Source organism: Fulvivirga aurantia (assembly GCF_009711475.1).
GTDB classification, from domain to species: domain Bacteria; phylum Bacteroidota; class Bacteroidia; order Cytophagales; family Cyclobacteriaceae; genus Fulvivirga; species Fulvivirga aurantia.
Map to the genome: position 1 here is coordinate 1 of NZ_SMMD01000879.1, position 13178 is coordinate 13178.

Annotated in this window: 11 protein-coding genes; 7 read left to right on the forward strand and 4 right to left on the reverse strand. The window is 40.1% G+C overall.

Features of this window, described 5'->3' with window-relative positions:
- Positions 1-177: 177 nt before the first annotated feature.
- Together E1176_RS14420 and E1176_RS14425 are read right to left on the reverse strand one after the other, a co-directional pair.
- Positions 178-876: a LytR/AlgR family response regulator transcription factor gene (locus E1176_RS14420; RefSeq protein ID WP_155211339.1), complete on the reverse strand. Its 699-nt coding sequence runs from the start codon at positions 874-876 to the stop codon at positions 178-180.
- Complete coding sequence (locus E1176_RS14425) at positions 873-2561, reverse strand: histidine kinase (RefSeq protein ID WP_155211340.1); 1689 nt, start codon at positions 2559-2561, stop codon at positions 873-875. Before E1176_RS14425 ends, E1176_RS14420 begins: the two co-directional genes overlap by 4 nt.
- A 144-nt stretch (positions 2562-2705) precedes the next feature.
- Between E1176_RS14425 and E1176_RS14430 the strand changes: the two genes are divergently transcribed.
- The 7 genes from E1176_RS14430 to E1176_RS20750 all read left to right on the forward strand — a co-directional run bounded on the left by E1176_RS14430 (position 2706) and on the right by E1176_RS20750 (position 11123).
- The gene (locus E1176_RS14430; protein ID WP_155211341.1) at positions 2706-4373 is read left to right on the forward strand and encodes a TolB family protein; all 1668 of its coding nucleotides are present in this window, start codon (positions 2706-2708) and stop codon (positions 4371-4373) included.
- Positions 4374-4505: 132 nt separating this feature from the next.
- Complete coding sequence (locus tag E1176_RS14435) at positions 4506-5699, forward strand: serine hydrolase domain-containing protein (protein ID WP_155211342.1); 1194 nt, start codon at positions 4506-4508, stop codon at positions 5697-5699.
- Between the two features lie 144 nt (positions 5700-5843).
- Entirely contained in the window at positions 5844-6344 is a 501-nt protein-coding gene (locus E1176_RS14440; protein ID WP_155211343.1) for an MlaD family protein, read from the forward strand.
- 136 nt (positions 6345-6480) lie between these two features.
- Positions 6481-7158 carry a DUF4386 family protein gene (locus E1176_RS14445; protein WP_155211344.1) on the forward strand — a complete coding sequence of 226 codons (678 nt, stop codon included), beginning with the start codon at positions 6481-6483 and terminating at the stop codon, positions 7156-7158.
- A 77-nt stretch (positions 7159-7235) separates the two neighbouring features.
- The gene (locus E1176_RS14450) at positions 7236-8984 is read left to right on the forward strand and encodes a thiamine pyrophosphate-dependent enzyme (RefSeq protein WP_155211345.1); all 1749 of its coding nucleotides are present in this window, start codon (positions 7236-7238) and stop codon (positions 8982-8984) included.
- 105 nt (positions 8985-9089) lie between these two features.
- Complete coding sequence (locus E1176_RS14455) at positions 9090-9863, forward strand: class I SAM-dependent methyltransferase (RefSeq protein ID WP_155211346.1); 774 nt, start codon at positions 9090-9092, stop codon at positions 9861-9863.
- Between the two features lie 144 nt (positions 9864-10007).
- Positions 10008-11123: a GAF domain-containing protein gene (locus E1176_RS20750; RefSeq protein ID WP_222933154.1), complete on the forward strand. Its 1116-nt coding sequence runs from the start codon at positions 10008-10010 to the stop codon at positions 11121-11123.
- A 79-nt stretch (positions 11124-11202) separates the two neighbouring features.
- Here E1176_RS20750 and E1176_RS14465 read toward each other — a convergent pair whose 3' ends face one another.
- Positions 11203-12927, reverse strand: a complete 1725-nt coding sequence (locus tag E1176_RS14465; RefSeq protein WP_155211347.1) for a M3 family oligoendopeptidase — start codon at positions 12925-12927, stop codon at positions 11203-11205.
- Positions 12924-13178, reverse strand: a 255-nt coding sequence (locus E1176_RS20985) for a hypothetical protein (RefSeq protein WP_222933155.1), incomplete at its 5' end; no start/stop codon positions are given. The genes E1176_RS14465 and E1176_RS20985, both read right to left, overlap by 4 nt.

Genomic DNA, 13178 nt, shown 5'->3' on the forward strand with positions numbered 1-13178 from the left:
CATATAGCATTCATGCCTTTACTCACTTTTAATCACGCCAGTGCGACTAGGCCACATTTCTTGTGTTTTGTTTTCCAGCCGGTAGGCTGGCAGGATTGCTTTTGCTAAAGTTCGTAGTTCTTCCTTGAGGTTATTTGGGTTCCCTGGCGAACTCAATCGGTGACCTAAACAAACCACTCAAACCCACTTCCCTTTTATCTCCTTATACTTGGTTCTACCAATAGGAATCATCTTACCATTTTTTAATTCCGCCATATATTTGCTGCCAGATTTCACAATGATCTCTTCTACTTCAGACATCTTTACCAGGTAGGACTTGTGCATGCGCTCGAAGGTAGGAGATAACAGCTGCTCCAGTTTTTCGAGTGATTTATCGTGCAGTTCTTTTTTCCCATCCGCCAGAAAGAGCTCCGTATAGGCACCAGCTCCCTTGATGTAAATCACATCTTCTACCGGTACAAGCTGTAACCTGTGTCTCTTTTTTATGGCTAAATATTTAGTGTCATTTGCAGCTGCTTTTTCATTGGATGTGGTTCGGTTTAGGGCTTGCTCCAGCCTTTCCCTATTAAAAGGTTTGGGCACAAAATCTAAAACCCCGTATTCGAACGCTGTAATTGCCTGTTCTTTGTACGCAGAAATAACGATCGTGTGAAACGATCCGGAAACCGCTGTAGTAAGCATGTCAAAGCCATTTTCACCATTAAGGTTTAAATCGAGCAGCACAAGATCCAATGTATTGCTTTCTATATACTCCAGCGCCTCATGCAGGGTGTTGATGTGCTTCAGCGATTGTATACCAGGACCTAGGATATCACGGGTCATGCGCTCAACTCTTTTGGCAATTCTCGATTCGTCTTCTACAATTAAGATGTTCATACTGCCTCAGAATAAATTTTTATGGTGCTTTTCCAACCCTGATCAGTCGGTTCTGAAGTAAACTCCCACTTCGATCCATAACTTTCTGTAAGTCGCGCTTTTACGTACTTCAGTCCGGTACCTTCTCCTCTTTTGTTCGTTGATGATGTCAACCCAGCCGCAAAAGTCAAAAAGGTATAACACTTGTAATCACTATTCGATACATAGCTCAACATAAACCTGATACTATTATCTTTCAATGGCAAACTATGCGTAATGCCGTTTTCCAAAAGGGTATGTAGCACCGCTGGAGGTATTTTTTGCTCATGGTCTATGTCCTCTTCTTCCCAGATATAATTGATTTCTTTTCTATATCCCATAATCTCAAGATGTGATCGACAAAGCGCTATTTCCTGAGTTATAGGTATTAGTTTTTGATTTTCTATCTGGTTAAACAGGTCAAATTCCCTGGCCAGTGCTTCGATAAATAAAACTCCTTTTTTAGGTGCTTCTTCTACCCAATCTATGAGTGAGGTAAGGGTGTTCATCAGAAAGTGTGGCTGAATGTTTTTTTTCAACAGCTCCAGCCGCAGACGGGTAGACTGAACAAGGGATTGTTCATAAGCCAGTCTTTCTGATTTGATTTGAAGAGCTAGTAGGTATAGCATACTCAACAGAATCAACCCAAGACCAACGTACAGACTAATAACAAAACTGGTAACGAGAAACACGACCATTGACAATAGCAATATTACCAAAACGAGATGTGTGCCTTTTACCTTATTGTATGCTCCGTATGAGACTATACCAAAGGAGAAGATCCACATACTCAAAACCAGGCTAATTGCCTTGAAATCATAAGCATGGTGTTTCATAAATAAAATGAAAAGAAGAATTCCAAGATATAGAATCAGTGATAATTTTCGCCATGGGTAAGGAAACTGCAGTGAAAAGTAAAACGGAATCAAAAATGAAATACCCAGTAAAAAGATACTTAGAATTTGAAGTCTTAAAACATGGTTACTGTAATGTAGTGGCAAATACTCATTGCTAAATACCGTTACAACCAGGGCGAAAATTAGGAAACAACATATACTAAAAATGAGTGTTGAATATACCTTCCTGTTGCTCAGGTATAAAAAAAGAAAATAGAGGGCAGTGATTAAAAATGCACCTGCAAAAATGTGCATGTAGGTATTTTGGATGAGTGCATCGGTAAATAAATCATCATAATAATCTATTTTCAGTGCGTGGATTCTGGTATGATCGGGGAAGTGGAGCAGGCTTGTCCTTAATGACAGTACATGCACACCTGTATCACTTAAATGAGCGGGAATGCCATAAGTAGCCCATAGTTCACCCTCAGGTGGCAGATTTTCTTCCTGTCCCGGGTTGCCATTTTCCCCAATCAAAACCCCGTCCCAAAAAATTTCATACTCACCATATGCTTCCAGTTGAATGCCGTACTGGCGCAAAGACTCCGGTTCCTCCAGGATTTCGATATGTAAACGATACCATAATATTTCACCACCTTGAAGAATAGGGCTTGTACCGACCCAGTCCTCATCATTAAATTGTGGGGCCGACCACTCTGCCTGATCACCAATTTTATATGCTCTTTTCTGAACCTTGTAAACAGGTTCTTGGGCATACAAGGGCTGTATCAGCAGCACCGTAAGAAAGAAAAATAACGATCTCAGCTTCATTTGTGATGATTTTACCGCTGCAAGCTACTCAATATAAATGGCTTATTGGAGCAGTTCATTAATGCATAGAGCAGTTGATACAATTAACAATGGATAGCTGGGAGAAAAAATCGTCTTTTACAGAAAACAAGGCTAAAACTTAATATGAAAACATTAACACTAATAGTGCTTACAATAGTTGTTTTAATAAACACTGTCTATGCTCAAAATGGCACTGCGGACGATCCTGAATTTCCGCCCTTGGAAGAGCGATATCTTGGTCAAAAAACCCCCGGTTTAACACCTGAGTTATTCGCTCCTGGCTTTGTTTCGACTCAAGAACATGTCGAAAGTTTATTCACCTTTACACCAGATATGAAGGAGTTTTACTTCAATCGGGTTGGTGGGCAATATAAAGAAACTACCTTATTCGTTACACAATACAAAAACAGCAACTGGAGCGAGCCGTCTGTCTTGTCCACCGACATAAATAAACATGAGGAACGATTTAAGCCTGGATTGTCCGAATTAAATAATCTGGAACAATTCAAAGACCTTAATTTCACTGGCTTCACTGCTTCAGCAAAAGGTACCTATTATTTCTATTTTATAGATTTCGCTGATGGTGGCAGTGGCTATATGAGTTATTCACGGCTTATAAACGGTCAATATGAACCGCTTCAAAGAATGAACGATGATATAAACTCGGGGACATATAAGGCTCACCCTTTTGTTGCTCCGGATGAGTCCTACATCATGTGGGATGTTGAGAAAGCTGGCAAAAATAAACCTGACATCTACATAAGTTTTCGACAGCCGGATGGTACATGGGGCCCGGCAATTGACATGGGGCCTCACATAAATACAGATGCCTATGAACAGCGCCCAAGGGTGACACCCGATGGGAAATATCTATTCTTTTGGCGGGGTGATGAAAAGGTCAAAGAAGATGGAAGTACCTATTGGGAAGGAAATCCTTACTGGTTGGATGCCAGGATTATTGAGACTCTGAGGCCCGAACCAATCGCTTATCCGATAGCCTACTCATCAAAGGAATCGGGCAATACTGAAATTTATCTCACGGACGTGGAGGGCAAATCAAAAATCAAAATCACTGACTATGAAGGAGGTAATGGTTATCCTGCCTGGTCGCCTGATGGAAAGCAGCTGGCTTTTTATGCAAAATACGATAGTAGGAAAACATGGTCCATCCACACCATGAATAGTGATGGCTCCAATAGAAAAAGACTGACGCATGAACAAAATATGCGGGACAACAGCCCTTCATGGTCACCTGATGGTAATAAAATAGCTTTCTCCAGGGTCTATAATGGAGATGAAGGAGATTGGAAATTTGAGCTCTGGATAATGAATCCTGATGGCAGCCAACAAACGCAGGTTGGCTCTCTTTCTGGTGGTGCTCCTGATTTTATGCCTGATGGTAGATTAATCTATAACTCGGAATCGGAAGTAAGTGAAATCTGCATAGTTGATATAGACGGCACCAACATGATTCAACTGACCAACACTAATGCAAAAAACTGGCATCCGGAGGTTTCTCCTGATGGAAAGCAAATCGCTTTTATGTCTAACAGGGATGGAAATTTCGAAATCTATATCATGGATGTTGATGGCAGCAATCAGACCAGATTGACGCATAACGATGTGCGAGATTCTACTCCTGTTTGGTCTGCTGATGGCTCTCAAATACTATTTGTATCCCGTGATGAGGCAGATAATAATCATCTGTACATCATAAATAAAGATGCCTCTTCCATGAAACGGATGATCGATAATGGCGGGCAACCGGCATGGTTTGGTGGATCTAAATGATAACGTCTAAAAAGTATAAGAAATGAAATATATCACCTCAGTTCTCTTTATCATTTGCCTTTTGCAATCATGGTCAGAATTATTAAAAAATGGAATCAAAAGTTGTCATCTAACACATTTAGACGCTATACTATGAAACACGTAAAAAGCCCATTATATCTGATACTCATTTTCATCACAACTTGTTGTTTTTCCCAACAAAGTGATCGGCACTCACCAGAGGCTACAGCAGCTGAAGCCGAGCTCTCATTCTGGGACATTCCTGAGCTTGAAGAAGCCTATATCAACCCAGCACCAGCGGACAGAAAAGACGGCTTACTGGTGGGCAAATTAGGTATTGATGGCGGCAATAAAGAGATGATTCTTAACCTGGCACAGGAGATTGCCGATAATAAACACGGCCCTTTCGACAGTTTTCTTGTTTTACACGAGGGCAAACTGGTCTTTGAGTCATACTACAGAAAAGGCCGCATCAATTTGCCTCATCCACAGGCTTCTGCGACTAAAGCGTACACTTGCCTGGCGCTTGGCCGTGCTATCCAGCTGGGTTATCTTACCATGGCCGATTTAGACAAACCTGTGGTCAGCTTTCTCAAAGACCTGGATTCTACAAAATTTGTTGAGGGTGTAGAAAAGATCACCCTACACCAAGCATTGACAATGCGTTCCGGTATCCGAATTAGTGAAGAGCAGACAGAGGAATTTGAGAAAAACCCAGACCAGTTAAAAGGCCAGGGACAAGTTCAAGCTTTTCTCGAGCATAGTGCGCCTGTTACCACAGCGTCTCAGAGTTTCAAGTATCAGTACGATCCAATATTTGTGATGCAGGTCATTGAGGCTGTTGTGCCAGGGTCAGCTAAGGATTTTATCAAAACTGAACTCCTCGACAAAATGGGCATTACCAATTATGAATGGCGTACCGATGTGAGCGGCCTGCCAAGATCGGGTAGTGGCACAAGCCTGACCTCCCGCAATATGATCAAATGGGGTATCCTGGCTATGAACAAAGGCAGGTGGAATGGCGAGCAGCTCATTCCGGAAGCATTCATGGTCAAGGCCACCAGTAGGATCCTCCTAACCGGTGATGATGATGTTTACGGAGGCGGAAAAGATGTCTCTAAGCAGGGCTACGGTTACTACTGGTGGAGTTCAGATCTGAAATACGGTGATAAAAACTATTTAAGCGTATCTGCTCAGGGTGGCGGTGGCCAGTTTATCATTTTGATTGAGGAGCTTGATCTGATGATTGTAGTTACTGATCATAACAATGACAACAGTACCTTGCAAGTAACCGCAGAGAGGATTATACCAGCTTTTATCAGATAATAATGAGATTATTTAATACCTGTTGTGCGACAGGCCTAATGCAATAATTATTAAATCAATTAAATACTACACTTCTGAATAACTCATTTTATTCAATTAATTTTAAGGTCTACTATTTTCTTTGCGTGCAGATAAATTTTATTAATGAAAAATATTATAGCCCTAACTTTAATTGGATTTTGTTTGGCCAGTTGTCATAATAGCGATACATATTATTTAGCATTAGATGATGCCGATGGATTAAATACCATGGCACCAGTTTATGTAAATGGCTTATCTGTGGGAAACGCAACTGAATTAGAATTATCTGATAAGTATAAAGTTGTATTTACATTAGAGGTCAAGCCAAACTTTGAGATACCTAAAGATTCCGAAGTATATTTTGAGAGTGATTTTCTTGGTAATAAATCTATAGTTATTAATCCTGGAAAGAGTTCTAATAATTACTCACCACATGATACGCTTGCTACTGGCTTACGCAGACCTTTAAAAACTCAGAGTCACGGTTTAAAAAAACTTGTTGATTCATTTTTAAATTCTATGTCAAATAATGCAGATTCTATTAATCAAATAAAGCAGGACTCTCTTTTAATAGAGCTTAGAAGACTAAATAATAATTTGGAGAAATTAGGCAATTCATATTAAAGTCAACTACCCCCTCCTCCCGCCTCACTCCCTTTACAAAACCAATAATCTACTTCTAACACCTACCACCAATTATAATCACTACTGGAGTCTGCGCGTCCGTATGATCATTTGGAATCATCAAAAAGCCATACCCATGAGCAAAAAACTAAAATACCTGGGAGGACTCTCAGCTATAGCAGAAGCGATCACCTATATCTTAGGCTTCATACTATTCTTTGGAGTTTTGGACACTTCAGGCATCACAAGTGCCCAGGAGCGGTTGCAATTCTTCATTAACAACAGAGACATTTATATTCTTGGGTATTTCATCATAGGCATAGCGTTTAGTTTCATTCTAATTATTTTGGTGCAGTCAATCGATCAGTACTTCAAATCACATGCACCTTACCTCATGAAATTTGTATCGGGAGTCGGGTACACCTGGTCAGTTTTAGTTATGGCCAGCAGCTTAATTTTCATTTCCAGCTTAGAAATCTTAGAAACTTATTTTCTGGAAGACCCCAGTCAGGCGCTTATCATACACCGAACCACAAATGTTATAGTAGATGCACTGGGAGGTGGCATAGAAATAGTAGGAGCCATTTGGGTGCTTACGATAAGTTTTGTTGGTCTTACAGTCAGAAAATTCTCTGCCTGGCTGCATTATCTGGGAATTCTAGTCGGCTTGGCCGGTACACTTACACTTCTTTCTTCATTAAGTTACTTCTCTCAGAGTACGTTTTTCCAAAGTACACAGGCAATATTTGGCCTTGGTCAGATTGTATGGTTTGTTTGGTTAGGCATCAGCTTTCTTACAAGAAAGGAAATTTGATAACACTATGATGTAGGTGTGGTTAGTTAGAAGTCAGGCAAAAAGCTTGACACCCCCCAATTAACCCTTGACTAACCATGAATGTCTCCGAACAATTATTAGAAATACTGGCAACAGAAGGTGTGAAACATATCTTTGGAGTTGCCGGTGATGCCCTAAACCCTCTGGTTGTGGCTATTAAAGAGCACAAACAACTTGAGTGGATAAAGGTAAAACATGAAGGAAATGGCTCATACGCTGCATTCGCACAAGGTGAGCTTAGCGACAATCTGGGTGTATGTGCAAGTACTGTAGGACCGGGAGCACTTCATTTGGTAAATGGTCTGTATAATGCTAAAAAAGAACGATCACCAGTATTGGCCATTACAGGACAGATTCCCACAGAACATATTGGCACAAACTACCATCAGGAGGTGGACCTTAAAAAAGTGTTTGATGATATATGTGAGCATCAGGCCATTATAAGATCTGCTGCCGAGGCACCACGGGTAATTTTGAGAGCCATAAGCATAGCGGTAAATCACAAGTGTGTTTGTCGCATTGAATTACCCGCAGACATCGCCACACAACCGGCCGAAAATCAGGATTTCGTGCACAAAGTCTTCCGCTCTGGCAGTAGTATTATCCCTGCCAAGTCTGAATTAGATGCAGCTGTTCAAATGATAGATAATGCAACCTCTGTAGGTATTTTGGCCGGAGCCGGCTGCCGTGAGGCCAAGCAGGATGTTTTAAACTTCTCAGAGAAAATAAAGGCCCCCATTACACACACCGTGCGATCAGCTGATATATTCGATCATGAAGCACCCAATGTAGTAGGTCTTTCAGGCCTTATTGGCAACCCATCGGGCTACAAGTCAATTATGGATTGCGACCTACTGCTCATGTTAGGTACTGATTTTCCTTATACAGAGTTCTTACCCGAAAACACCAAAACCATACAAATAGACATTAGACCTGAAAGTATTGGTAATCGCACTTCTGTAGATTTAGGCTTACATGGGGATATCAAATCAATCATTCCCCTACTTCTGGAGAGTGTTGCAGAAAAATCTGATCGATCATTTTTAGATGATTGTAATCACTCTTTCTTAGACTGGAAAAAGACCAAAGACGATGAAGCTAAGACTTCCCATGACCTGGAGCCTTTGCATCCACAAGCTTTCGCTAAAGCGATAAGCGATATTGCTGCAGACGATGCTATATTCGTAATCGACACTGGCACGTCAGCTATCTGGTCGACAAATTATATGAACTTTCACCGCGACAGGCGCGTGATCGGAGCGTTTAATCATGGTTCCATGGCTGTTGGTCTGCCTGCGGCTATCGGGGCACAGTTACTTTACCCTGAGCGTGAGGTGTGGGCCCTCGTGGGTGATGGTGCGTTTAATATGTCGCTCAACGATCTTTCTACGGCTGTAGAATACAATTTGCCTATTAAAATCCTTGTTTTCAATAACTCAGAATTAGGGTTTGTTAAAATAGAAATGGAAGAAGCAGGATTGGCGCCAAACTTTGATGCGCTTAAAGTAGATAATTTTGATTTTGCGCAGTTCTCACAAATAGTTGGTGGTGAAGGAGTAAAAGTTGAAAAAGCCAAGGACATCATTGAGACTATAAAGAAGGCTAAAATCTCAAAAAAACCTTTTATAATAGATGCCATAGTCAATAGTGGCGAGTTGTCTCTACCGCCAAAAATAGGCTTCAAAGAGGCAAAGGGGTTTGGTACTTCAAAGGCTAAAGAAATTTTTGAGTCACTACAGGGCAATAAAGCGCAATGGGAAAATATTAAAAATGAGATTACCGCCTATTTTGATAAAAAACTGTAAGAGAATAAGCTCATAAGTGTCAGAATTACAATAATTTATATGTTTTTCTTTTAATAAATTGATAAAAGGAATAAATTGTTGTGATCTAAGGAATCTCTTAAACACATGAGTAACTCAAAGCAAGAGTTTTACGACTCTCTTGATATAAAGGACGGACAAATTGAGCCATTCTTGCCATCCATCTTCGAAAACCTCTGGGAACTTGGAAGTGTACCGGAATACATTATCGAGCTCATACAAAATAATATAGACGATTTTGCCCTTATAAACTATATTGTTGATGTGGGATGTGGCAAAGGTGCTGTTCTGCTACAGCTCCGAGATCATTTTTCTTTTAAAGGCCTGGGTATTGATATCATCCCTCAATTTATTGAAAGTGCTAAAGCCTTTACACTAGCCAGACAATATGCTGATGATATTTATTTTAAGAAAGCAGACGTCAGGGAGGTTATACCAAAAATTAAACAAGCCGATATTCTGATTTATGGCTACGACTCTGCTTTGCTTGGCAATGTAAAAGAAACACTCGATCTACTAAAAACCTGTATCGCAAGAGATGGTTACATTATACTCGAAGCAGCGTGTGCCATAGACATCGAGAATATTTCAGAATCTATGACTCAGGCTGAGTTTAGCCAGCAACTTATTGATAGCAAACTCAAAATCGTAGATCACGTCATTTGGCCACAATCTCAAGTGAGAAAAATCAATCGACATAACAACAAGCACATTGCTGACGCTGTAGAAAAACTCTCTAAACTCTATCCTGAAAAAGAAAGACTCTTCCGTAGCTACCTGAGACATCAGCTTAATCAAAGCAAAGCCTTAGAAAACGATATGGTTTGCTCTACCTGGTTGCTGCAAAATCCGGTATTGTAAGCCATTTATCAGCCACAGCTTACTCCTATCACGTTAAAATTTCGATTTTAAAATAGTTATTTGAACCTTTTGAATGAAAGAGCCATTTACATATCATTGTTCTATAATTACCCGCCAGAAAAAACCACAATCCGTAAGTTTGATATGAGCCAAAATGAGAACAGTCGATTAGACGAGCTTAAGAGCTACAACATATTAGATACTGTACCTGATAAGGAGCTAGACGAAATAGTAGAAATTGCGTCTGCCATTTGTGATACACCTGTGTCGCTTATCTCTCTTGTAGATGATGAGCGACAGTGGTTTAAAGCTAATGTAGGCTTCGACAAAAATCAGACTCCGCGATCACAGGCCTTTTGCCAACATGCACTCAATAAGCCTCATGAAATACTCGTGGTCTCCGACCCTGTGAATGATGATCGGTTTAGAGATAATCCACTAGTTACAGGTGAGCCATTCATTCGTTTTTATGCAGGCGCCCCGCTTGAGACACCCAATGGTCATGTACTCGGTACGCTCTGTGTTATTGATAATAAGCCCCGGGAGATTTCAGAAAATCAAAAAAAAGCACTTGGCCTGCTGGCAAATAAAGTAATGAGCTATCTCAACGATCGCAAATTACTCGATGAGCAAAGTAAGCGCCTCAACCTAACTGCCACAAGGCTTAAGAAGATTACAGATCAAGCACCTGGGGCTCTCTTTCAGTTTGAAATGGCCCTCAACGGTACGGTTTCTTTTAGATTTATAAGCAATGGCATATCCAGATTACATCCTGAGCTTGACCCTCAACATTTAATGGAAAAACCACTTCACATTCTGGATTATGTGCACCCACAGGATATAAGAGTACTGAGAAAAAAAATACAAGATTCGTTTGAGAACCTCAGTGAGTGGAATTTCGAATATCGCGTATTAAATGGCTCTCGTATTTCTTGGCATCAGGCTAAAGCTACACCTGAAAGAAAAGATAATGGCAACATCATATGGTATGGCATTTTTCAGGATATCACGGATCGAAAAGAATATGAGCAAACGCTGGAGGAAATACTGTTTGACATTTCCCATGGTTTGAGAGGGCCGGTAGCCACTCTTCAGGGATTGATGAGGAACATCGAGCAAGATAACTACAGCACAGATCGTGTAAAGAGATATGTAAAACATGTAAAAACTACATCTGCCAAACTCGATACGCTTACACGAAAGCTCAACGAAACCTATTCCAAAAAGAAAGAGATCAGGGATGTCGTAATGAAGGACTGATCTTTTGATAAACCAAAAAGAGTAATACCACCACGTGAAATTTCACTGACAGTATTACTCCTTTTTTATTATTGCTATTTTAAAGATTCTCGATTTCCTGATTTACAAACTCCATCAATTCTTTGATGTATGCCTGACTAAAATCAAATTTGATATTAGCCGCTTCGTAAACTTCAGGTATTGATTTGGTGTAGCCCAGCTTAAGTGCATTCAGGTAGCCTCCCAATCCTTTTTGGTTATCTTCTTTAAAGTTTTTCCAAACTGCTACCGCTCCAAGTTGTGCCATACCATACTCTATATAATAAAATGGCACTTCGTACAAGTGCAACTGCTTTTGCCACAGGTGGTCTTTATTGTCGCCTAAACCTTCCCAGTCAGTGATCGTATCAGAAAAATCATTGAATATCTCATTCCATTTATTAATTCTTTCTTCCTCAACGTGATTAGGATTTTCGTACACCCAATGTTGAAACTTATCAATGGTTGCGACCCATGGTAGTGTTTCAATAATTTGCTCCAGGTGTTCTTTTTTCGCTCTTTTCAAATCATCTTCATTGTCAAAGAACAAGTGCCAGTGATCCATTGAAATAAGCTCCATACTCATAGAAGCCAGTTCGGCTACCTCTGAAGGGGTATGTTTAAAATCACTCAGCTCAAGATCTCGGGTGAGAAACGAGTGAACCGCATGACCACCTTCATGGAGAATGGTAATCATGTCTCTTAAAGTTGAGGTGGCATTCATAAATATAAATGGAACGCCAATCTCTGAAAGTGGATAATTGTATCCTCCTGGTGCTTTTCCTTTTCTCGATTCTAAATCTAGATGGCCCATTTCGTCCATAATCTCTAAGCATTGCCCTAAAAATGGATCCAGCTTTTTAAAACAGGCTATTGTCTTCTCAGTGAGTTCTTTACTATCCTTAAATGGCTTAAGTGCCTCACGATTTTCAGGATCAACCGCTTTATCCCACGGTCTTAAGGTATCAACAGCCAATGCCTTTTTACGCTCAGCAGCAAGCTGATCCAGCATGGGTACTACTTCTTTCTTTACCGATTCGTGAAAATCAAAACAATCTTGTGGTGAGTAATCAAAACGGCCCATGCTGGCAAACTTATAATCTCTAAAGTTCTTAAAATCAGCATTTTTGGCCACCTGATCTCTCAGACTTATCAATTTGCTATAAAGTTGATTAAACTTGTCTTTATCTGTAAGTCTACGCTCAGCAATACGGTGATAAACCTTTTCTCTAAGTTCACGGTCTGGCGATTGTAATTTCACTGCTGCCTGTTGTAGCGTCAGCTCCTGACCGTCTAACTCTACTGTCATGGCGCCACTTAGCTGCCCATACTTTTGAGTTTCGGTTTGTATCTCCGTAAAAATCGGAATATTGTTCTCTCTAAATATTTCAACTGCCTTTTTCAGGCTTCGTATCATAATATCGAAGCCATCTTCTTTCTCAAGCTCCTTGAGATATGGGCTATTTAAGGCCTTCTTATTTAGTTTATCAGATACCGGAGCAATTTTAGGCTGTATCTGTTGCACAAAATGTTGATAGGCCTGAGTATACTCCTGATTATCAGTATATCTGGTCATGTAGATATACCTCCAACCGGCATCTTCAGATATGATTGACTCTAGCTCGCTTCTATCCTGAAACCATTTTCTGAGCTCAGTGACATTATTAATATCTCGCTCAAGCAAATCCTTAAAATAAGGCTCTAATCCTTCCCAGTTCTCTACCTTAAAATCTTCAGGAATGAATTTCCTTGGGTTTCTTTTCGGTAGTTTTATATCTTTTATCATTTTCTTTTTGCTTTATGAAAATTAATATTCTTTAAATAAAACTCACCTTCATTGGTGGGCATTATTGTAGTTTCAATTTTATCTGTTTTTGACGAATAAGAACATTCTATATAATTGATCTTTCGATTTGTAAAAGAATAGTTATTACATACATCGTCAAAACAGATCGTCATAGATAATGGGTCATCTACAACTGCATCTATATAATCATTTAATTGTAACTGGCCATGTGACTTACCATTTATCGTAAT

What these genes read in the sequence shown, in the direction of transcription:
- E1176_RS14435 (WP_155211342.1), top strand. Translation starts at nt 4,506, where the DNA reads ATGAAACACGTAAAAAGCCCATTATATCTGATACTCATTTTCATCACA.
- E1176_RS14445 (WP_155211344.1), top strand. Translation starts at nt 6,481, where the DNA reads ATGAGCAAAAAACTAAAATACCTGGGAGGACTCTCAGCTATAGCAGAA.
- E1176_RS14440 (WP_155211343.1), top strand. Translation starts at nt 5,844, where the DNA reads ATGAAAAATATTATAGCCCTAACTTTAATTGGATTTTGTTTGGCCAGT.
- E1176_RS14420 (WP_155211339.1), bottom strand. Translation starts at nt 876, where the DNA reads ATGAACATCTTAATTGTAGAAGACGAATCGAGAATTGCCAAAAGAGTT.
- E1176_RS20750 (WP_222933154.1), top strand. Translation starts at nt 10,008, where the DNA reads ATGAGCCAAAATGAGAACAGTCGATTAGACGAGCTTAAGAGCTACAAC.
- E1176_RS14425 (WP_155211340.1), bottom strand. Translation starts at nt 2,561, where the DNA reads ATGAAGCTGAGATCGTTATTTTTCTTTCTTACGGTGCTGCTGATACAG.
- E1176_RS14465 (WP_155211347.1), bottom strand. Translation starts at nt 12,927, where the DNA reads ATGATAAAAGATATAAAACTACCGAAAAGAAACCCAAGGAAATTCATT.
- E1176_RS14455 (WP_155211346.1), top strand. Translation starts at nt 9,090, where the DNA reads ATGAGTAACTCAAAGCAAGAGTTTTACGACTCTCTTGATATAAAGGAC.
- E1176_RS14450 (WP_155211345.1), top strand. Translation starts at nt 7,236, where the DNA reads ATGAATGTCTCCGAACAATTATTAGAAATACTGGCAACAGAAGGTGTG.
- E1176_RS14430 (WP_155211341.1), top strand. Translation starts at nt 2,706, where the DNA reads ATGAAAACATTAACACTAATAGTGCTTACAATAGTTGTTTTAATAAAC.